Annotated in this window: 25 protein-coding genes, 1 tRNA gene and 1 riboswitch; of the genes, 13 read left to right on the top strand and 13 right to left on the bottom strand. The window is 60.4% G+C overall.

The window, feature by feature from the left end:
• Positions 1–27 precede the first annotated feature (27 nt).
• Positions 28–139: riboswitch (TPP riboswitch) on the bottom strand.
• Between the two features lie 261 nt (positions 140–400).
• Positions 401–541, bottom strand: a complete 141-nt coding sequence (locus AC3WTO_RS26155) for a hypothetical protein (protein WP_165358046.1) — start codon at positions 539–541, stop codon at positions 401–403.
• A 689-nt stretch (positions 542–1,230) separates the two neighbouring features.
• Between AC3WTO_RS26155 and AC3WTO_RS26150 the strand changes: the two genes are divergently transcribed.
• From AC3WTO_RS26150 to AC3WTO_RS26140, 3 genes are all read left to right on the top strand, one after another.
• Positions 1,231–2,385 carry a porin gene (locus AC3WTO_RS26150; protein ID WP_492463862.1) on the top strand — a complete coding sequence of 385 codons (1,155 nt, stop codon included), beginning with the start codon at positions 1,231–1,233 and terminating at the stop codon, positions 2,383–2,385.
• A gap of 607 nt (positions 2,386–2,992) precedes the next feature.
• On the top strand, positions 2,993–3,445 hold the full coding sequence (locus AC3WTO_RS26145) for a MarR family winged helix-turn-helix transcriptional regulator (RefSeq protein WP_492463861.1): 453 nt from the start codon (positions 2,993–2,995) through the stop codon (positions 3,443–3,445).
• Positions 3,446–3,640: 195 nt separating this feature from the next.
• Positions 3,641–4,747: a calcium:cation antiporter gene (locus AC3WTO_RS26140; RefSeq protein WP_492463860.1), complete on the top strand. Its 1,107-nt coding sequence runs from the start codon at positions 3,641–3,643 to the stop codon at positions 4,745–4,747.
• A gap of 538 nt (positions 4,748–5,285) precedes the next feature.
• On the opposite strand, the gene AC3WTO_RS26135 is transcribed toward AC3WTO_RS26140, so the two are convergent.
• Positions 5,286–5,411: a terminase small subunit gene (locus tag AC3WTO_RS26135; protein WP_492463858.1), complete on the bottom strand. Its 126-nt coding sequence runs from the start codon at positions 5,409–5,411 to the stop codon at positions 5,286–5,288.
• Positions 5,412–5,456: 45 nt separating this feature from the next.
• Between AC3WTO_RS26135 and AC3WTO_RS26130 the strand changes: the two genes are divergently transcribed.
• Both AC3WTO_RS26130 and AC3WTO_RS26125 read left to right on the top strand, forming a co-directional pair.
• Entirely contained in the window at positions 5,457–5,780 is a 324-nt protein-coding gene (locus AC3WTO_RS26130; RefSeq protein ID WP_492463857.1) for a DUF6678 family protein, read from the top strand.
• A gap of 363 nt (positions 5,781–6,143) precedes the next feature.
• Positions 6,144–6,593: a hypothetical protein gene (locus AC3WTO_RS26125; RefSeq protein WP_492463856.1), complete on the top strand. Its 450-nt coding sequence runs from the start codon at positions 6,144–6,146 to the stop codon at positions 6,591–6,593.
• A 201-nt stretch (positions 6,594–6,794) separates the two neighbouring features.
• Here the strand turns inward: AC3WTO_RS26125 and AC3WTO_RS26120 are convergent, their stop codons facing one another.
• Complete coding sequence (locus tag AC3WTO_RS26120) at positions 6,795–7,250, bottom strand: hypothetical protein (RefSeq protein ID WP_492463855.1); 456 nt, start codon at positions 7,248–7,250, stop codon at positions 6,795–6,797.
• A gap of 687 nt (positions 7,251–7,937) precedes the next feature.
• On the opposite strand from AC3WTO_RS26120, the gene AC3WTO_RS26115 reads away from it, so the two are divergent.
• Positions 7,938–8,537: a hypothetical protein gene (locus AC3WTO_RS26115; protein WP_492463854.1), complete on the top strand. Its 600-nt coding sequence runs from the start codon at positions 7,938–7,940 to the stop codon at positions 8,535–8,537.
• 78 nt (positions 8,538–8,615) lie between these two features.
• On the opposite strand, the gene AC3WTO_RS26110 is transcribed toward AC3WTO_RS26115, so the two are convergent.
• Positions 8,616–8,933: a hypothetical protein gene (locus AC3WTO_RS26110; protein ID WP_492463853.1), complete on the bottom strand. Its 318-nt coding sequence runs from the start codon at positions 8,931–8,933 to the stop codon at positions 8,616–8,618.
• Between the two features lie 100 nt (positions 8,934–9,033).
• Between AC3WTO_RS26110 and AC3WTO_RS26105 the strand changes: the two genes are divergently transcribed.
• Together AC3WTO_RS26105 and AC3WTO_RS26100 are read left to right on the top strand one after the other, a co-directional pair.
• Positions 9,034–9,270, top strand: coding sequence for a hypothetical protein (locus AC3WTO_RS26105; RefSeq protein ID WP_492463852.1), 237 nt, complete (start codon positions 9,034–9,036; stop codon positions 9,268–9,270).
• A 74-nt stretch (positions 9,271–9,344) separates the two neighbouring features.
• Positions 9,345–9,605, top strand: coding sequence for a hypothetical protein (locus AC3WTO_RS26100; RefSeq protein WP_492463851.1), 261 nt, complete (start codon positions 9,345–9,347; stop codon positions 9,603–9,605).
• Positions 9,606–9,769: 164 nt separating this feature from the next.
• Here AC3WTO_RS26100 and AC3WTO_RS26095 read toward each other — a convergent pair whose 3' ends face one another.
• Positions 9,770–10,258, bottom strand: a complete 489-nt coding sequence (locus AC3WTO_RS26095; RefSeq protein ID WP_492463850.1) for a nucleoside deaminase — start codon at positions 10,256–10,258, stop codon at positions 9,770–9,772.
• Positions 10,259–10,562: 304 nt separating this feature from the next.
• Here AC3WTO_RS26095 and AC3WTO_RS26090 point away from each other — a divergent pair, with 304 nt between their 5' ends.
• Positions 10,563–10,952, top strand: a complete 390-nt coding sequence (locus AC3WTO_RS26090) for a hypothetical protein (protein WP_492463849.1) — start codon at positions 10,563–10,565, stop codon at positions 10,950–10,952.
• Positions 10,953–10,973: 21 nt separating this feature from the next.
• Positions 10,974–11,270 carry a hypothetical protein gene (locus tag AC3WTO_RS26085; protein WP_492463848.1) on the top strand — a complete coding sequence of 99 codons (297 nt, stop codon included), beginning with the start codon at positions 10,974–10,976 and terminating at the stop codon, positions 11,268–11,270.
• Positions 11,271–11,279: 9 nt separating this feature from the next.
• Here AC3WTO_RS26085 and AC3WTO_RS26080 read toward each other — a convergent pair.
• Positions 11,280–11,356: transfer RNA gene (locus AC3WTO_RS26080), tRNA-OTHER, on the bottom strand.
• Between the two features lie 66 nt (positions 11,357–11,422).
• On the opposite strand from AC3WTO_RS26080, the gene AC3WTO_RS26075 reads away from it, so the two are divergent.
• Positions 11,423–11,695, top strand: a complete 273-nt coding sequence (locus AC3WTO_RS26075; protein ID WP_492463847.1) for a hypothetical protein — start codon at positions 11,423–11,425, stop codon at positions 11,693–11,695.
• 129 nt (positions 11,696–11,824) lie between these two features.
• On the top strand, positions 11,825–12,067 hold the full coding sequence (locus AC3WTO_RS26070) for a hypothetical protein (RefSeq protein WP_492463846.1): 243 nt from the start codon (positions 11,825–11,827) through the stop codon (positions 12,065–12,067).
• A 100-nt stretch (positions 12,068–12,167) separates the two neighbouring features.
• Here AC3WTO_RS26070 and AC3WTO_RS26065 read toward each other — a convergent pair whose 3' ends face one another.
• Positions 12,168–12,866: a type 1 glutamine amidotransferase gene (locus AC3WTO_RS26065; protein WP_492463845.1), complete on the bottom strand. Its 699-nt coding sequence runs from the start codon at positions 12,864–12,866 to the stop codon at positions 12,168–12,170.
• 92 nt (positions 12,867–12,958) lie between these two features.
• Here AC3WTO_RS26065 and AC3WTO_RS26060 point away from each other — a divergent pair, with 92 nt between their 5' ends.
• Positions 12,959–13,633 (top strand): hypothetical protein, encoded by a 675-nt coding sequence (locus tag AC3WTO_RS26060; protein ID WP_492463844.1) that lies wholly within the window; start codon positions 12,959–12,961, stop codon positions 13,631–13,633.
• 172 nt (positions 13,634–13,805) lie between these two features.
• Here the strand turns inward: AC3WTO_RS26060 and AC3WTO_RS26055 are convergent, their stop codons facing one another.
• From AC3WTO_RS26055 to AC3WTO_RS26030, 6 genes are all read right to left on the bottom strand, one after another.
• Complete coding sequence (locus AC3WTO_RS26055; protein WP_492463843.1) at positions 13,806–14,393, bottom strand: biotin transporter BioY; 588 nt, start codon at positions 14,391–14,393, stop codon at positions 13,806–13,808.
• A 72-nt stretch (positions 14,394–14,465) separates the two neighbouring features.
• On the bottom strand, positions 14,466–15,821 hold the full coding sequence (locus AC3WTO_RS26050) for a purine-cytosine permease family protein (RefSeq protein WP_492463842.1): 1,356 nt from the start codon (positions 15,819–15,821) through the stop codon (positions 14,466–14,468).
• Between the two features lie 111 nt (positions 15,822–15,932).
• Positions 15,933–16,904 carry a 5-oxoprolinase subunit C family protein gene (locus tag AC3WTO_RS26045; protein WP_492463841.1) on the bottom strand — a complete coding sequence of 324 codons (972 nt, stop codon included), beginning with the start codon at positions 16,902–16,904 and terminating at the stop codon, positions 15,933–15,935.
• Entirely contained in the window at positions 16,894–17,769 is an 876-nt protein-coding gene (locus tag AC3WTO_RS26040; RefSeq protein ID WP_492463840.1) for a 5-oxoprolinase subunit B family protein, read from the bottom strand. Before AC3WTO_RS26040 ends, AC3WTO_RS26045 begins: the two co-directional genes overlap by 11 nt.
• Positions 17,766–19,154 (bottom strand): acetyl-CoA carboxylase biotin carboxylase subunit, encoded by a 1,389-nt coding sequence (locus tag AC3WTO_RS26035; protein ID WP_492463839.1) that lies wholly within the window; start codon positions 19,152–19,154, stop codon positions 17,766–17,768. Before AC3WTO_RS26035 ends, AC3WTO_RS26040 begins: the two co-directional genes overlap by 4 nt.
• Positions 19,151–19,393 (bottom strand): acetyl-CoA carboxylase, encoded by a 243-nt coding sequence (locus tag AC3WTO_RS26030; protein WP_492463838.1) that lies wholly within the window; start codon positions 19,391–19,393, stop codon positions 19,151–19,153. The genes AC3WTO_RS26035 and AC3WTO_RS26030 overlap by 4 nt, the downstream gene beginning before the upstream one ends.
• Position 19,394: the final 1 nt, after the last annotated feature.

The following is a 19,394-nucleotide window of genomic DNA, read 5'->3' as shown; positions in this document are numbered from 1 at the left end:
CGATAACCAAAGCCGGAAATGCCGGCCCGCGAAGCGTTCCCACCGTCCCTACGCCAGTATGAACTGGATCAGGTTCAACGGGTCACTGCGCGTTACAGCAGTATCTCAGCCCCTTGTCGGGACCCCCCTGGTGAGCCTCAAGGGTGAACCTCAAGCAGGCTTTTTGTCAACAGGGTTTTGGTGCCTCCTTCGAGGCTCGCTTCGCTCACACCTCAGGATGAGGGACGCGGGCGCCGGGACGCTTGCATTCCTCGGCGTTTCAAGATGAAGAGCTGCGCATGGCGTCCCTCATCCTGAGGAGCGAGCCCGCAAAACGCTGGAATGATGGCAATAAATCCGGCGGGCGAGCCTCGAAGGACGCACCCGCAAGGGATCACTTCTGCTTGTCTGAAAATCGATATCAGTGCGAGGCGGAGACCACGCCGTAGCCGTCGACGGCGAGATGGTTGTTGGCTGCATCGGCCGAGTAGATGCCGAGGCCGCAGATCACGATTGCGGACAGCATGAAGAAGGACAGAAGCGCTGCTTTCACGGAAGTCATCTCAAGTTGAGCCTTCTGTATTGTCCTGCAAAGGACCGGTTACGAATGTGTTGAAACTCACACTCGGCGGAGCGGTTTCAGCACATTTGCGTGTCTGGACGATGCTTGTTTCAGCTTGTGTGACGCTTGTGCCACAGTGGGACACCGACGCCTGCAAGCCAGCCGCCGCCTTCTAGGAAATCGACCGGACACAGGCCAAGCGCGAAATGCGCCATCCACAGCGGAATCCAGCCGGCGTGCCAAATTTGCCACGCGGACGTTGCGGAAGGTTCAGTCGAGCACGCTGCCGATCACCGTCGCCGAACGCGCCTCGCATGGCTGCCGTCCCTCCTGAAACCGGCCCAGGCCCCTTCCCGATGCAAATCGCAACTGTTTCGGAGGCTGACTATGTGTTTTTGAAACGGTTCCATCTGTTGATCAACTAAAAGTAAACACGGGTTGAAAATGATTTACAAGACGAATCGTTGATAAAAAACAAAAGGATGCAAACTAGAAACTAATTGAAATAATTCCGTTTGAAATCAATTACTGAATTCAGAACACGAATTTGTGATTACTCGTTGCCTCTTGGCTACACATCAACTTAAGTGGCGACACTTAATATCATTCAATGACATTTGAGCTTAGAAATATTCAGGGTGCGAGATTGATCGTACGTACTCGGAACCCAGTATCGATAGGGGATTACAGTGAACATCAGAACGCTTCTCTTAGGTTCGACTGCGGCCTTGATTGCCGTTTCCGGCGCGCGCGCCGCCGACGCGGTCGTCGTCGCCGAACCGGAACCCGCTGAATACGTCAAGATCTGCGACGTCTACGGCGCCGGCTATTTCTACATCCCGGGCACCGAGACCTGCCTGCGTATCGGCGGCTACATCCGCTACGACGCCAGCCTGGGCGATCGTGGCACCTTCGACGGCGCCAGGACGACCGACCGCCTCAACGGCAAGGAACAGGACACCTGGGGCAAGAACACCCGCTTCGCGCTGAAGACCTGGACCGGCCAGGAGACCGAACTCGGCACCCTGAAGACCTACACCGAGACCCGTTTCCAGTTCGGCAACAGCAATGACAATGCCGATGCCCGCAACAAGAACGTCTCCCTGAACTTCGCCTGGATCCAGCTTGGCGGCCTGCGTGTCGGCAAGGACGAGTCGGCCTATGACACCTTCATCGGCTATGCCGGCAACGTCATCCAGGACACGATCGTTCCTTATGGCGAATTCGACACCAACCTGATCAGCTACACCTTCGACGCCGGCAACGGCTTCTCGGCGATCGTCTCGCTGGAACAGGGCTCGGGCAGCTACGACACCTTCGTCAAGGACGGGGCTGGCAACTGGGTTCCGGGCATCGTCGACAACACCATCGACAGCTATGCTCCGAACGTCGTGGTCGGTGCCAAGTATACTCAGGGCTGGGGCGGCATCACCGGCGTCATCGCCTACAATCCGAGCTGGGAAGAATGGGCCGGCAAGGTGCGTCTCGATGTGAATGCCACCGATCAGATCGCCCTGTGGGTGATGGGCGGCTACGGCACGGACGACAATGCCGCCCGGACCTTCTACAAGCCGTGGGGCGGCAACTGGGCTGTCTGGGGTGGCGGCAGCTACAAGTTCAACGAGAAGACCACGTTCAACCTGCAGGCTTCGTATGACGAGCAGGAGAACCTGGGCATCGCCGCCAACGTCGCTTACCAGGTGGTTCAGGGCTTCACCGTCACGGCCGAAGTCGACTACCTCAACGAAGGCAAGCGCGGCGACTCCGACTGGCTCGGCGATTGGACCACGACCGACAAGAAGAGCAGCGTCGGCGGCATCCTCCGCTTCCAGCGCGATTTCTAGACTTGCGTGAAACGTCATGGAGCATCGAAGGCGATCCTGTTTTTGCCGGAAATGCTCCAGGACGTCCTTGCTTTAGCGGGTGCCGGTTTGACCTCCAGTCATTCGCTCTTTTTATCGAGGTGAACAACCAACCGGATCGGCCCGAGCTGGGCCGGTCCCTTTGAAAGCTCGCGGCCTTTCCGACTTGTACGCAGGCCGATCGAACCACAGGTTGGGACATCCTGATGCCGTCGTCCCACGGGCAGTCATAGCTCGACCTTTCGGCGCAGACGATATCATCGATGATCCAGTTGAACCGCGGCCGCCTCCCCTGTCGGCCGCGGTTCTGCTTTGGCTGTAAGGCACGACGAGGAATGTTGCGGGCGGATGTGGCTGTAACATTTCCGTGTTACGGGAACTCCCTTTCCCCGCCTGCATTTTTCGATTGCCGGATCGGGAACTCCGGCGAGGTCAACACCCAACAATGGAAACGGATGATCGATCAGTGAAGCATGCTGTGGGAGGACCTCGTCCGGTCCCATTCATGGCGGAACGATCCCTTTCCAGCTCTTCCCGGAGACGATCGGGGTGCTGCGACTTCAACGGGTGATATGCGGAAAAGTCGACAATGGAAGAACAGGAAAGCCCGATTGCAATTTTCGAGGACATGGGAGAGATCGTCAGACGCCTGCAGGACATCTACGAAATCGCCCTGCAAGGTACGGGCCTCTCGCTGGAAGAAGGTGCGACCCTCTACCGGATCGCGCATGGCGGCGCCAACAGCCAGAAGATGCTGGCCGACAAATTGCGGATCGAAACGCCAACCTTTGCGCGCCTGGCGAGACGGCTTGAGATCCGAGGGCTGATCCGGCGTTTCGAGGATGACAGCGACCGTCGCGTCAAGCAGCTTTTCGTCACCACCGAAGGCATGGCGATGGTGTCGAAGTTCACCGAGAAGCTCGCTGCCGATACCGCGCAATTGCTGTCCAGTTTCGGCCGTGCCGAGCTGGAGGCGACCAAATCGGTTGTCAGGGACATCTCGACCAGCATCGGGACCCTTGCCCGGACCAGGGGAAGATAATCTCCAGACCACCCACGTTGTCCCGGTTGCCAGCCAGGCATCCTGAGAGGGCAACGCTTTGTGCCTCGATCGGCGGAGTGCCCAATCGACAGGTACGCCCAATCGACAGGTACGAATGTACAGGGCGGCCCAGTTCCACTACCTTCGCCGTCGACACCGCCAGACCGGCAACGATCTCCATCGCTTAAGGGGCACATGGCTCTCGATCACCACAACACGATTCCGCTCTGGACCTGGGCCGCACCGGCGGCAGCACTTGTGCTGGTTGCGCTGAAATATCTCGGGCTGGTTTCGGATGATGCAACGCCGGTCATCATCCTTGCCTCGATCGCCCTCGGCGCCTCGATCTTTGCGTCGGTGCACCACGCCGAGATCCTTGCGCTCAGGGTTGGCGAGCCGCTGGGATCGATCATTCTCGCCGTTTGCGTGACGATCCTCGAAGTCGGCCTGATCGTTTCCATCATGCTCGCCGGCTCGGAAGGCAGCGACTCGGTAGCCCGCGACACGGTGTTTTCCGCGCTGATGATCGTGCTGAACTGCGTGATCGGGCTATGCCTGGTGTTTGGCGGCCGACGGCATCACGAACAGACGTTCCAGCTCAACGCGGCCTCCGCCTCGCTTGCCGTGCTCGGAACGCTGGCGATCAGCGTTCTGGTGCTGCCGAACTTCGTCTCGGCCGGCGGGCCGCAGCAGTTCTCCCCCGTCCAGTTGCTGGTCGTCAGCCTGGTGCTGCTGGCGCTCTATGCGGTGTTCGTCTTCATCCAGACGATCAAGCACCGCGACTATTTCATGGACGTGCCGGTTGGCGGGCAGGACCCGGAAGAGGCTCCGCTCGAACCGCCGACAGCAAGCGTGACGCTGGTGAGCGCGGTGATGCTGCCGGTCTCCCTGCTCGTCGTCATCCTGCTGGCAAAGGTGCTGTCGCACCCGCTGGAGAACCTTGTCGCGGCAGCCGGCCTGCCCCAGGCCGTCGTCGGCGTCATCATCGCAACGCTGGTGCTTTTGCCCGAAGGCATCGCCTCGGTGCGCGCCGCTCTTCTCAACCGGCTGCAAAACAGCGTGAACCTGGTGCTCGGCTCGGCCCTTGCCAGCATCGGCATGACCATCCCGGTCGTGGCGGCGGTCGCCGTGCTGACGGACCGCAAGCTGATGCTGGGCCTCAGCCCGGCAAACACCGTGCTGCTGCTGCTGACACTGTTCGTCGGCACCATCACGCTCGGCACCGGACGCACCACCGTGCTGCAAGGCGCGGTGCATCTCGGCATCTTCGTGATCTTCCTGCTGATAACGGCGGTGCCCTAGCGGGAACCGCGAACGCTTCGTTCCGAGCACAGCAGTGCGGCTCGCCCTCAATCTGCTTTCGATCCAAAGCCGCGGGAGGTTGAGTTGCGATCCGAGTGCCGGATCTATCGATACAACCCTGGATGCCTGGCCTTTTCAGTTCTGCAATCCCCCGACCGCTGGACGGCGATCGCAAAAGCCCTCTCGTAGACACGGATGGCTCTCTGGAACTTAGGCCTATCCGGCGTCAGATTCTTATCCATCCCGTTGTACAGGATGACGGGAAGAGTAAGGATGGCTTTTCCACCGTCGGTGGGCTTAAACCGGCATTTATCGAATACGGCGACCATATCCCCGGCGATTTTCGCGGCATTGCTTATATAGGCGTCGCTCTTCCCAGCTAACCAATTGATATTGTTTCGCTCCCCTTGTCCGGCCGAAGCAGATGACACAGCGAAGCAAATCCCTGCACAGAATGCAGCGCCAGCGAGCCCGAATTTCATTAGTCCCCCCAAGAACTCGTCTCCGGAAATCACGTTCCCGCATCGGCGAGCAGTTGTCAAAGTTTCGGGCTCGCTTGATCCTGGCGCCAGATTTCGCATACCCGGCGGATCGCAGCCTGAGTGGCATTCTGGTTGACGAGGTATTCCGTGACGAAGCGCTGCTGCTTGTCAGTCAGCGTCACGCGGGATTACCTTTGACGTTTCAACCTTGGAAGGCCCCTTCCCAAGTGACAGCCCAGTTACTCCCCGCGATGAACAACACCAAATGGGACGAGCTTAGGCTCGAGATGTACTCGCTTACGCCGCCTCCTGCATGGAGCACTCTGTCAACCAAGGGCTATCAATCCCCGACTGATCGCGAATGGTTCTATCATTTCAAAGCGGGCCGCTACGACGATATCTTGCACGTAGACATTCACGTCGAAACTTCAGAGCAACGGCATCTTGTCCGTTCAGCTCTGCGACGCATCCATGTTCCAGGCGAGGAAAACTCGTCCGGGTTTCGGATCTTTGGCTATTTGCACGCCGGACAGTTCGCGGACTTCATCTAATTCTTGCACGGTGGGATGAGAAATGCAGCCTACACCTTCCCTTGGTTCGTCGGTTGCCCTTTGCCAGCGCCTGGGCGAAGCCTGAGGTGGGTCTGAAGCGCGGCGGATATGTTTGTCCCGACGCCACACGACCACCACGCACCGGCCAGGAGGTCGCATGTACGTATTCATCCTTTTGCTAATGTTGGCCTGCGTTCTCGCAGCAATTGGCTTGGTGAACCTTTGGCGTGCTGCAAGGACCAAGAATGCGGAGGCTATACAGAAGGCAACGTACTGGTTCCTCGGAGCAGTGGCGGCCGTTGTTGCGGGTCTGGGTCTTCTTTTCGCAGCATAGCCTCATGATGGGCATTGGGGAGAATGGGCATGTTGAATTCGACTTGCGACTACATTGGTTGGGGGTTGGTTTCGCGATTGGTATTTGGAGCAGTTGGAGTTTTTGCTCTCGTGCTATCGTCAGCGTGCACGACTGCCCCGCCACCGGAATTCGCTGCTGGTGATGGTCAGACCTTTTACGTCTCCAATGAAAAGATGAAGCGCCTGGCGTTTATCGGCGCAGTCCCGCAGGCCATTAGTTGCCGGCAACTTTCCGTCGGGCCGAAAGGCCATCCCGAACAAACTGCCGAGGTCACTCGGAAGTGGGTGAAGTCCAACAAACCATCGCCCAAATGGATGACGACGTCGGGGACTAAGGCCACATTCGACGCCTACGATAAACAAGCCAAGGCAAAAGGCATGCGTTTGGTGTCTTCTGATCGTTATTTTGATACCAATTTGAAGCAGCCGTATTACTGCGGCGTCTGGCATGGGAAGTGACGACGCTAGGCCTTCCTTGCCCGCGCTGGCACTGGGCTCTTGGGGTGAAGGTGCGCTGGCGGACAATTCGAATTGCTGCACGATCATTTTCGTGAAGCCACGAAGATGATGCGAGGGCCGGCCTTTCACCGGCTGCCAGTTAGCCCCTCAGCCTCATTTCGTTGCCGTCATGAACGGCTGACTGGTTGGTTGGATATGCCCTCAATCCCGGGTCCGGTGTGCTGCGTACTCTTTCATGGCCTCCGGAGCGATCAACGTCAGCTTTTCGTCATCGCCTTCCTTGCCAAGGTCGAACTTTACCGTGCGCTGGCCCTTCTGCTTGAGGATCAATCTAGGAAACGAGCCGTACCTACTCTGTTCCAGGCGGTAGATTGCGGACATCTCTCGCTTGTCGAAGGTGGCTAGGAAGGGCCTTGCTCTCGCACAGCCTCGAACTTCGATTGTGTCGCCGCTGGCCTTCAGGGATGTACTAGTTTGATGAAATGCACCAATCACACAAAAAACCAGAACGACCACCCCAGCAGTTCCAGCGAAAGCATAAATGCCCCCTTCTGATGCTACGGCATCTGAATCCGTGCGTTTTGACCTGCCAGAGCAACGAACCAACCAGTAGATGAAGGCGATCCAGGCCGGAAGCGTCACCAACGCGATGGCCATGCCAGAAATACTCCTGGCTATGCAGCCATCTGCATTGAAGACTATCTCGACTGCCTCGCCCAATTACCCCTCAGCATTAAACCGGCCCATTCGCAACCTGGCGGAGAGTTGTTAAGATACGGCTACCCTCGGCTGGCTGCTGGCCATGGCCCGAAGCCGTGGCCTCATAAGTCGGGGCGCAGCAGCTTCCCTAAATTCTTGCAGCAATAAATGAGACCGTTAATTATCGTTCGAAGTCTCGGTTGCCTTTCAACGATAGGCTGAATACTTCAATCCCATGAAAAGGTTTTGGCCCCTCTTCTTGGCTGCAAGCTCGGGATGTCTCATCGTCTCTGTGAGCGGGTTTGTCGCAGCAGATAGCATTGCGGCTTTCAGAGCAGATCTCATCGCCCCCTTCAGAAAATCTCAATGTACTAAGATGCTGCAAGCATATGCCGACAGTGGGGGCGCACCGGCACCTGGCACTGACGAGTATGCCAAATTTTCGGATTGCTATCGTATCGTTTGCGGTGTCGATTTCGAACGGCGAAACGAAAAATAAAACGGTTGGTCTTTCCGGGTGAGGCCGACTGCTTCTGGCACTTCCATGTAGGGCGCGGCATCCTTGGCGGCAACTGCTACAATCTTCGCACCGCGCATCGCTACGGTAGGCACAAGTAGGTCGACCAGGTCCCTGGGAGAGCGGCAATGCAGATCGACAAGCTGACCGATCAGAATGCCGCAAAGTTTCTCAAATGGACCGCGATGGGGCTGTGGGCTGTATCCCTGTTCCGGCCGGTGTTTTCATACGCAAATCCGCCAGGGCCCCAAGACTTCTTTCCCGGTTACGCGATGCTCGCCATTGGCTGGATGGGAGTAGCGGCACTCCAATTGGCATGGATAGGAAATGTGTTCCTGCCGATTACACTGTTCACTCGGAAGTGGGCGTCTTGGTTCACACTCTTCGCCCTCATCTCGGCTTACAACTGGCATGAATGGTATGACGACGCAGGAACCTTCCCGATCACCGCCTATGGGTCCGGCTACTATCTATGGCTGGTGGCCATGCTTCTTGCATCGATCCCCCTGCTCTTCCCGCTCGCTACCAAGCGACGGATGGCGATCGAAGATCACCCGCGATACGAGGAATGGCGTAAGGCACTCGACAACGCTCGCGCCGCTAAAGATCGTCTAGCTGCACTAGACAGCCTTCCGATCGACAACCCAGGTCGCGTTACCGCATTTGACGAGTGTCAAGAGGCTCAGACGAGGTCCGAAGAAATAGCGGCAGCGCTATTCCCAAAATGACCGGAGACTGCGAAGGCCGGCCTTCCACCGGCTGTCAGGTCGACGCCTGAGCCTCGCATCCGATTGTGTTATGCGCTATCACTGCGCCACGACATCCTTCTTCTTGTCGAGCGACTTTGTGGCCGGAGCGGCAGGCTCGAGAGCTATGTCGCCCTTGATCTCAGGCTTCTTGGCGCGCGGCTTTTCCACCCCAAGGACACCCTTCTCCGATGAACAGCACGGCGTGATCTTCCACGTCGAGCCGTTTGCGTAGGTGCCGTGGCACTCGTCTATTTTCTTGTATCCCGACGGACAGTTGCCGTTCGCGTCGGTGCTCTGGACGTTCTTCGCAATCGCAGCCGATACCAGGCACACGGATGTCGCGGCGACGATCGCCGCCATAAACTTACGGTTCATGATTTCCTCCCCCAGTGGGTTGTGACGTTACGGCCGTCACATTGCTGGGGTCAGCCTGAAGGCAGGCTGAACGGATCATTCATCTCTGCGAGGCGGTAGAGTGCATGATCTGACCAACATTTCGGAACGTATCCCGCTCAAGGTCATTCCTGATCTGGGCTTGGGAGATACGATGTTGGAAACACCGCCGAACAGCGTTTCAGTCGTGAAGAAGGGCGTGCACTACTACGTCATCGTGCATGAAGGCGGAAGACGAACCGACTATGGCCCTTTCATGGAACACACCGCCAGCGCCTGCGCCAGCAGGGAGAAAGAACGTCTCGGCCTAGCCTGCTGAGAACGAAGCCGCCTGCTTCTGGCGCATCGCCCACCCTGTTGCGCAAAACGCTCACCAGTGTCTTTCATGTCGCCATGAGCGAGGAAGCAAGGACACAACTGCAAAAGCTCGAATCTCGCATTGTCGAGCTCAAGGCAAAGCATGCTCCAAAGCCCGAGCCGACAGGCTTGAACTTTCGGGACGAGCCGCTCACTCACGCCTTCGATGAATGGAACGAATATGTTCGGCAACAGGACATCTATTGGGACCGCCCATCTTCTAACCAAAGAGCACTCGCCGCTCTGGTTGTTATCGTATTCCTTATCCTGATCGATTGGCTGATCCCTGCACGATAGGCGCGGCAGCCTATATATCTAAGCCATCTGTTTCTCGCGCTTCCTGGCGAACCGAGCCTCTACGGCGCCCTTTCCTGGGCATCCAAACCAACAACCTGCAACAAAGCTTGGCCTCACCCTAGTCGACACCGTCCACTGAGGGCCGGCTGCCTACCAGGTCTTCGTCAGTCCCCGGATTTCACCCTTGCATGAAAAGCCCGGTGCAGTTTCCGAACTTCCTCCGCGAGTGCGGGCACTGGGCCATCAACCGCAATGCCTTCGACAACGCTTTCGATAGGTAAGGCTCGGACCCGGGAAGGTGTAACGCCAAACTCGGCTAGCCAGGTGCCTAATTGTTGGGACGAACTGGCGTAGACAATGCGACCAAGACCGACCCAGCCGTGAGCGGCGGAACACATAGGGCAATGTTCGCCCGACGTATACACAGTCGCCGCGGCCCGCTCGTCAGGTGCCATGTTGCTGGCGGCCCAACGCGCGATAGCAAATTCGGGGTGCTGGGTATGATCGCCGCCCGCAACATGATTATGGTCTTCGAATAGCACTTCGCCGCCACTGGAGACCAGGACCGAGCCAAATGGTTCGTCGCCGACGTCCAGGGCAGCTTTAGCCAGATCCACGCAACGACGCAGGTGCTTCAAGTCAGTTTCGTTCATCGACTGATCCAATTCGAAGTAGGACCCGGAGCATTTTGTAGCCAAGTGGAATCACTTTGGCGTCACAAAAATACGGCACGTGTACCATCAGCGTGGAACCGTCGTCTTATTGGCTTGCGTGATCACCACCGGCACGGTGATATTCGCACGGCTGGGCGCGCAGTCTGATCATGCAAAAATTTGGGTTTGGCGATCCTCGGTTTGATTGTCTTAGTCGCTGCGACGGACGGGGTCTTGCTTTCATCCACCGCCTTGCCGCTTGCCGGTGCCCGGGCGAATGTGATGGCGGCATTGGAGAGAATGAATGTCGCGTGCAACGGCTGAATTTCGTTGCGACTTCGATCTGGAGTCGATTGAGGTGCGGATCGAAAGCCGTTCATTCCACGGACGTGGCACCGTTACCCTCTATGAAGACAATGTGCGTCGACTTCAGGCGTTCATCTCGTCCTTGGATGCCTACCCTTTGCCGCGCACAACAGTGGAAATCTCCGAGCCGGGCAACATCCTCATATTGGCCAGTCCATACGACCACGTTGGCCATCTCTCAATATCGGTGCAAGTGAAGGATGGGCCTTGCATGGCGCAAGTTGCTATTCGCGTTGATTATCCTGGACTTGCGCTCTTCGGCCAGCATCTGACAAAAATGTTGGACGGCAAGCTCGATGCGTTCGATCTGGTGCAAACCACAACATGAAGAGGGGAGACAGGGCGGCACGTGGAAACGACGATCGAAATAGCGGAACTCCGCTCTCTATCCGACCGGCTATTTGAGCTTTTAGAGCGCCGTGGCGTCAATCAGATTGCGGTCGGAACCGACCATTTCTGGCAGGTGTTTTTCGAAGACGCCTTTGATCTCAACACCACACCGACGCCAGTCGTGGGCAGCATCAGCGATTGTCTTTCCGACCTCCGAGAGGAAATGGCAAATCCCCAGGATTTGATCGAATGGCACGCCCTTCACCACCTGAGTGGCGTGCTTTCGGCGCTGGCGAAAGCCTCACTCGATCGATAATTCGGAAGTTGCGTCGGACGGGGGTCGAACCCGCAAGGATTTCTCCATCACGATGTTGCGTGGCGTTACCATTCTGCAACCGACGCCGTGGGACGATGGCACATCCACACCAGCAAGAGCAAGTTCAGCCAAGAAATCAGTGCGAGGCAGCTATGAATACTGACAATGTGAGTTTGATAGACGAGCAGGTCAGGCTAAATAAGATGCTCACACGGGGCGTCGTGTATTCGATCGTCTGGCTCGCAGGTTTGGGCTCCTGTTATGCGCTCTACCAAGGAATTCTGGCGCGCCGGATGATCAACGAGAATCCCATGCTCCAAGGAAACGGTCGCGCCTGGTGGTGCATCATAGTTGGAGGGCTTGGGGTCGCGGCCCTACTTACGGTCGTTGTCATCGGTATTTTCAATGCCGTGACATCAGCCTAGCCGGCGCCGGGCACCATTCTCCCCCGTCGGCGAGCCGCCCTACCGGCGCATCTCTCTCAACTGCTTAACACGTTGCTTGTCAGACGGCCCTGCCTTTGGTTACCTTAGGTAAGGCTTGGGGGAAAACCAATGACTTTTGAAAACACGATCCTCAACACAAAAAACGTTATCCGGATCATGAGCGCAACGCTGCTGCTCCCGGCGATCCTGGATGTCGTCTCCGGTTATCTGGGATTTCGCATTCCCTGGTACGCCACGGCGACCCTGCTCGTCCTTTTCATGTATGCCTGCGAGGCCGACGCCAATGCCCAGCGCTGGGAAGGCCTCTACGCCGAACTCGAAAGGCGCGAGAAGGAAAGACAGTTGACCTAGCAGGCAACGCCTTATCAGCTGAGACTGTTCCGGCTAACCATCGCCACGGAAAGCGGGTGTTCGCCGGCTGCCCATCAGCTCGCCTATGGGAATTTTGCCCTTAGATCGTCGCCACCCAGGCCTTTGCAATCGCCAAGCCTGACTGGTCGGCCAGCACGGCATTGCGAGCGGCCTCGGCAGGAAGGCGCTGCGGCCAGTCCGGCCAGCGCGCGGTCACCGTTTCGGCGAACTCCGTAGTCCAGTAATCGACCACCGAGCGGTCGGCTTCGAAATGGAACTGGAAGGCATAAACGGCGCGACCCAGGCGGAAGGCCTGGTTTTCGGCCACCACGCTCGAGGCCAGCCGCACCGCGCCGGGCGGCAAGGTGAAGGTGTCGTCGTGCCACTGGAAGATCGGGAAAGCCACCGGCATGGCGCCGAGCACCGCATCGCTCTTCGCCTCCTCGGTCAGGGTCACGCCATGCCAGCCGAATTCGGAGGCGCCGCCGACCTGGTTGATGCCGCCGAAGGCGCGCGCCAGCAACTGGCTGCCGAGGCAGATGCCGAGCACCGAACGATCCTTGTGCGCGAAGTCGCGGATCAGGTCGAGCAATTCCGGGAAATAAGGATGGCTGTCGTCGGCGAGCGCATTCTGGCCGCCGCCGAACATCACCAGCGCATCGTGCCCGCTGGCATCCTTCGGCAAGGTGTCGCCGAGATAGGCCCTGCGAACGTCGAGTTCGGCGCCGGCCTCGGCCAGTGCCGCCCCGACATTGCCGAGGTCGGTACCCTGATAATTCTCGACGACAAGAACCCGCATGACCATCCTGACATGAATTAGACTGGTGATTGCGTATCATGCCGGCGAAGCAGCGGCCAAGCGCCGGTGCCGGACAGCAACGGGAAAAGCCTATGCCACTGCAGAACCGGGTCGACCCCTTCGGCGCCATCCACGCCGTGCCGGAGCGCGGGCTGTTCACCGGCAACCGCGGTATCATCCACGATCCGGAAACCAAAACCCTGCTGAAGAAACGCTGGGCGCTGCCGGCCTGGATCATCTGCGTCTGCGACTACCAGGGCCGCCGCCGCGAGCCGATGGGACGCAACCGGCAAGTTGATGGAACAGGGGGTGGCAAGGCCGGCTGGACCGAGCTGTTCTTTCTCGACGAGCCGACCGCGCTCGCCGCCGGGCACCGGCCCTGCTTCTTCTGCCAGCGGGCACGGGCGGCCGAATTCCTCGGCTGTTTCGGCAAGGCCTTCGGCATCGCGGAGCCCCGCGCGCCGCAGCTGGATGCACGGCTGCACAAGGAACGTTTCGCGTCCGCCCGCAAACCCTTGCCGCCGATCCGGCCGCAAGAGATCGCGGCCCTGCCGGACGGCGCCATGATCGCCGTCGATGATGCAGCTTTTGCCATACGCGGCGGCGCTTTGTTGCGCTGGAGCTTTGCCGGCTACGACAGGCCGGCCAGCATGAGCGCGGCAACCAGGGGCGGCGCGTCAGTCGCGCTGATCACCCCTCCAACAGCGGTTGCCGCGCTCACCGCCGGCTTCACGCCGGTCTGGCATGCGAGCGCAGGAAACGGATGAGACCTGCGCAAACTGCTCCCCGCCTGGCTCGCTGCATGACGGGGTACGCACTTCAGGGAGCCGACAGGGCGGGTTGCCACGCTGGCGCGATGCCCCCATCGCGCCTTGGCGCAGCGCCCGCCCTGCCGGCCTCTCGAACCGACGCGGTCCGCATCGGGGGGAGGAATACAAATCAGCTGTTCCTGCCGACGAGGCGCCAGACCAGCGGTAGTGCAGCCGACGCCAAGGCGAGCTTCAGCAGATCGCCGAGCAGGAACGGGGTCAGCCCCCATGCCAGCACCGGCTTGTCCCAGCCGACGACCGCACCGAGCCAGAGCAGGCCAGGCAGATAGATCAGGACATTGCCGGCCAGCATCGCCAGCGCGGTCAGCGCGACGTTGCGGTCCCAACCGCGTTCGGCCAGCCAGCCGCACAGAGCGGCGGCAGGCAGATAGCCCAGCAGATAGCCGCTGGTCGGCCCCATCATGTAGGCAAGGCCGATGCCTTTCTCCGGCGTGCCGGCAAAGACCGGCAAACCCGCCGCGCCTTCGGCGAGATAGAGCAGGACGGTGGCGAGGCCCAGCCGCCAGCCGAGCGTGGCGCCGATGGCCAGCACCGCGAAGGTCTGCATGGTCAGCGGCACGGGATAGAATGGAAGCTGGACCTTTGCCGACGCCCAAAGCAGGAGCGAACCGGCAAAGACGACGGCAGCCTTTTGCAACAGCGACGTCTCGCCGGCGAAACGCTGCAGCAATGTGGAGATACCAGCCTGGGAGGCCATGGAACCTGTCCTTTCTCGCTTTTGAGTTCTCGGTAAGGCCTCGCGCCCCAGGCGGGGCGCGAGGCCTGGATGTCATGCGGCGGTGAGGAACCACTCGCGCTTGGCGCTGTTCAGCCCGAATGCGTAGATGCAGAAACCGACGACCGCGGTGGCCGGTGCCGACAGTTCGGTATAGGCGCCGCCCCACAGGTGCAGGGCGATGCCGACGGCCGCCGCCGCGAACCAGGCGATGATGCCGAGCGGATTGAAAGCCGGCACGTGGCTCGAACGGTATTCGATCGTGCTGCCGACCAGTTGCTCATAGCGGCTGGAGAAGATGTGGGCCATGGCGACCGCCACCCAGGCGACGACGAAGATGCCCTGATAGGCGAGCGCCTGCAGCAGATAGCTGAACACGTCGATCAGCATCAGCAGATAGACGATGGCGCCGACCACGATGGCCCAGCCAATGCGGCCGAAGGGCGGCTTGCCGAACAGCTGCACAAGCGCCTCGAGGTTGACTGCGGCGAGGTAGTAGTTCGCGGTGTTGATGCGGGTCTGCGTCACCCAGACGAAGAGCAGGCCGCCGATGCCCATGATCTTCAGGAGCGCCAGCAGCACCGAGACTTCAGTGACCGCGCCGAGGTCCGGCACCGTGCCGACCATGAACATGCCGAACAGGCCGCTGACCAGGAACACCATGACATAGAACGGCATGCCGAAGTTGAAATAGGCGTGGTAGCCGGCGTCTTCCTGGCGGCCGAAACGAGCGTAGTCGAAGGTGAACATCATCAGCACCCACACGCCCATGTAATAGACAAAGCAAGACAGCCAGCCCCATGCCGGCTCGCCGCCCGCCGGCCCGAGATTGAGCCATTTGTCGCTGTAGCCATACTGGCTGATCGCCAGCACCACCGCGAGGACAAGGCCCAGTATGTAGAACGGCAGCAGCACGCCGTTGAACTTGTCGAGCCAGGTCTGGATGCTGCCGAAGATCAACGGCACCGAGTAGAGCACGACGATCAGGGCAGCGATCGGATAGGAGATCGACGGGAAGATGTTGTTGATGCCGACCGCGATCACCGACCCCTCGAAGACGGCGTAGTAGATGGCGGTGGCGCAGAAGATCAGTGTCGCCAGGCCTGCCCCGACATTGCCGAACAGAACGCGCGAGAACAGGGCAACGGACAGCCCGGTCTTGATGGCGAACCTGCTCAGCACCGCGTTGATGAGCCCATAGGCGACCACCGACAGCACCATGCCGATGATCGCGTTCCAGGTGCCGAAGCCAAGCGCCAGCGCGGCGCCGACCACGATGTAGAAGACGGCGCTGCAGACGGCCCACCATGCCATGGTCAACGCCATCTTCGGCATGCGGGCATTGGGTGGTACGGCAATGTTCGAATAGTCCAGTGTGTCGGCTTCATCAGCCGCTAGCTTTCCAGCCATGGTATTTCCCCTTCTCTTTTTTGGTTATGACTGACGGATTGGCCGGCTCCCTCGGCCTTGTTTCGACGCAATTCCGGACGGAAAACCGCGCGCACTTTTCCTGCAGATGCTTCAGGCCAGCGCCTCCCTCATCCGATCGAGCAGCGCTGCCCTCTCGGCACGCGCGCGCAACGCCTCGGCCATGTCGACCTTGATGAAGGTCGTGGGCGTGTTCGGCTGCATCTGGCCGATCAGGTCCATGTCGGCGGAAATCACCGTGCCCAGCATGAAGTAACCGCCGCCGGACACCGCATCGCGATGCAGGATGATCGGCTCGCTGCCGCTCGGCACCTGGATGGAGCCGTACGGGTAGCAACTGTCGACGATGTTGGAAGGATCGGAGCCCGCGCCGAAGGGCGGTTCGCGATCGACGAACCGCAAGGGCCGGCCGCCCTTGAAACGATAGCCCATGCGGTCGGCTTCGGACGCGACCTTCCATTGATCGTCGAAGAAACCGGCGGCGGATTCTTCCTGCAGCCGGTGCGCATAGAGCCCCGGCAGCACGCGCAGCTCGGCCGGCGACGCGGATGGCCGCCGCAGGCCGTCCGGCAAGGTCCTGCCTTCCTTCGCCGCTCCGGGCTGCCCGATGGGCAGTTCATCGCCCTTGGCAATCGCCCGCCCCTTGAAGCCACCGAGCGCACCGATGACATAGGTCGAGCGGCTGCCAAGCGCTTCCGGCACGTCGATGCCGCCGGCGATCGCCACATAGATGCGCGCGCCTTTCTTGAGGAAGCCGAAGCTCAGCCTCGCGCCTGCCCTGACCTTGAGCGCGGTCCAGGACGGCTGCTCGACGCCGTCGATCTTGATCGGCATCTCCGCGCCGGTGACGGCGATGGTCGCATCCTCGCCGAACTCGAGCTCAGGCCCCATGAATACGGCTTCCAGGCATGCCGCGCCTTCGTCGTTGCCGACCAGAAGGTTGGCTGCACGCAGCGCCATGCGGTCCATGGCACCGCCGATCGGAATGCCAAGGTGGAAATAGCCGGGCCGGCCGAGATCCTGCACCGTGGTGGCGAGGCCGGGATTGATGACGCTAACGACCATGGACCTCGCCCTCCAGTCTGGCGTTGTAGCCGTCGATGTCCTTGCGGAATTCGCGCAGGTCGAAGGTGACGTCGCGCATGACCGGCACGAAACGCCCCGCCTTCACGTCGCCTTCGATGCCGTCATGCTCGTCACGGCCGATCGGCCGGAATTTCACGATGTCGCCCGGGCGGAAGAACACCATGAAATCCCGGAGGTAGCTGGTCTTCTGCTCGGGATCGAAGATCGGCATCGGCGTGATGCCGAACATCTGGTAGCCGCCAGCGCCGCGCACCGAATAGATGCAGGAGAAACAGCCGCCATGGCCGACGGTCAGCTTCGGCGTGTCGGTGCGCGGACGCAGATATTTCGGCACCTGAAGCTGCCGCGGCCGGTCGACCATCTGGTACATGAACGGCAGGCCGGCGACGAAGCCGACCATCGAGACGAACCATGGCGCGCCGCTGTGAGCGGCAATGAAATCGCTGACACCGCCGAGATTGTTGATGCGCGCGGCATATTCGAGATCGGTCGCCTGCGGGTCCTGGTGCCGTTCGCGGAAACGCATCAGCGTCTCGTGCGTCCACGGATCCTCGTAGAAGACGGGAATCTCGATGATGCGCGTGTCGATCACCGGCTCGGCCCTGGTCGTCGCCTTCTCGATCGCCTGGATCTCGGCCAGGATGTCGTCCGGCTTGATGACGTCCGGATCGAACTTGATCTGGAAAGAGGCGTTGGCCGGGCAGATTTCGGTGACGCCTCTGATGCTGCTGTCACGGATGGCGCTGGTCATCGACAGGCTCTTGAAGAACGCCTCCAGCGACATGCTCTCATCGCATTCGACGAAGAGATGCTCGTCGCCGCCGAACGAGTAGCGGTTGCTCATTGCGCAGCCTCCTTCGCACTGTCGGCCAGGGCCTGGAACTCGGTATCGAGCCAGCCTTCGAGGAAACGAGTGTGGAACGTGCCGGCGGCGACATTGGCATCGGCGGCCAGTGCCGCATGCAGCGGGATGGTGGTCGGAATGCCCTCGATCTGCAGCGATCGCAGCGCCGCGCTGAGCTTCGCCAGGCAATCTGCGCGGTCAGCGCCGTGAACCACGAGCTTGCCCAGCAGCGAGTCGTAGAAGGGCGGCACGGCGTAACCGTCGAAAAGCATCGTGTCGAAACGCACGCCGTCTCCATCGGGCACGCTCAGCTTCGAGACCACGCCGGGCCAGGGCATGAAGTTCCTGGCCGGATCCTCGGCATTGATACGGCACTCGATAGCGTGGCCGTGGATGGAGATGTCTTCCTGCCGCAGCGACAGCGGCTCGCCGCCCGCGATGCGCAACATCTCCTGCACCAGGTCGATGCCGGTGATCATCTCGGTGACCGGATGTTCGACCTGGATGCGGGTGTTCACTTCGAGGAAGTAGAACGCCTGGCTGGACTCGTCATAAAGATACTCCACCGTCCCGGCGCCGCTGTAGCCGACCGAGCGCGCCAGGGCGACGGCGCTGTCGCAGAGCTTCCGCCGTACGGTCGCCGGCAGGCCGACGGCGGGCGCCTCTTCCCAGACCTTCTGGCGGCGGCGCTGCAGCGAACATTCACGCTCGAAGCAGTGCACGAAATTGGTACCGTCGCCGAGGATCTGCACCTCGACGTGGCGCGCCGCCAGCACGGCCTTTTCAATGTAGAGGCCACCATCGCCGAAAGCCGCGGCGGCTTCTGCCGAAGCCTGCGGAAACTGGCGCGTGAATTCGTCGAGGTCGGCGGCAACACGTATGCCGCGACCACCGCCGCCGGCAGCCGCCTTGATCATCACCGGGAAACCGATGCGCGCCGCGATCGCAGCCGCCTCCTCGACATCGGCGATGCGCCCGCCGCTGCCGGGAACGGTCGGAACGCCGGCCTTTTCGGCTTCGGCGCGGGCGGCGACCTTGTCGCCGAGCAGCCGGATCGAAGCGCCCGACGGGCCGACGAACGTCATGCCGGCGGCGACGACGGCATCGGCGAAGTCGGCGTTTTCGGCGAGGAAGCCATAGCCGGGATGCACCGCATCGACCCTGGCCGCCTTCGCTGCTGCGATGACGGCCTCGATGTCGAGGTAGGATTTCTTCGCCGCCGCCGGGCCAATGAGGATCGCCTCGTCGGCCAGCCTGACCGGCAGTGAATCCGCATCGGCGGCGCTGTACACCTGCACCGTGCGCAGCCCGAGCGCCTTGGCCGCCCGATTGATGCGCACGGCGATCTCACCGCGATTGGCGATCAGGACCGATTTGATGTTCATGCGTCGATCTCTGCGATCGGCTGTCCCGCCATCACGGCATCGCCGTCGTCGACCAGAAATTTGAGATTGGTGCCCGAGGCGCCGGCCGGGATCTCGTGGAACGACTTCATCACTTCGATGACGCCGAGGATGTCGGTCGCCGCGACCGCGTCGCCATCGTTCTTGAACACGTCGCTGTCGGGCGACGGCCGCCTGTAGAAGACGCCGGGCAAGGGTGAATTGAGTTCGGTTCTAGCCATG

It is taken from the genome of Mesorhizobium sp. EU05-FHT14A09 (assembly GCF_058790995.1).
Note: the sequence above shows the minus strand (reverse complement) of the source record. Positions and strands in the feature narration are given on the sequence as shown.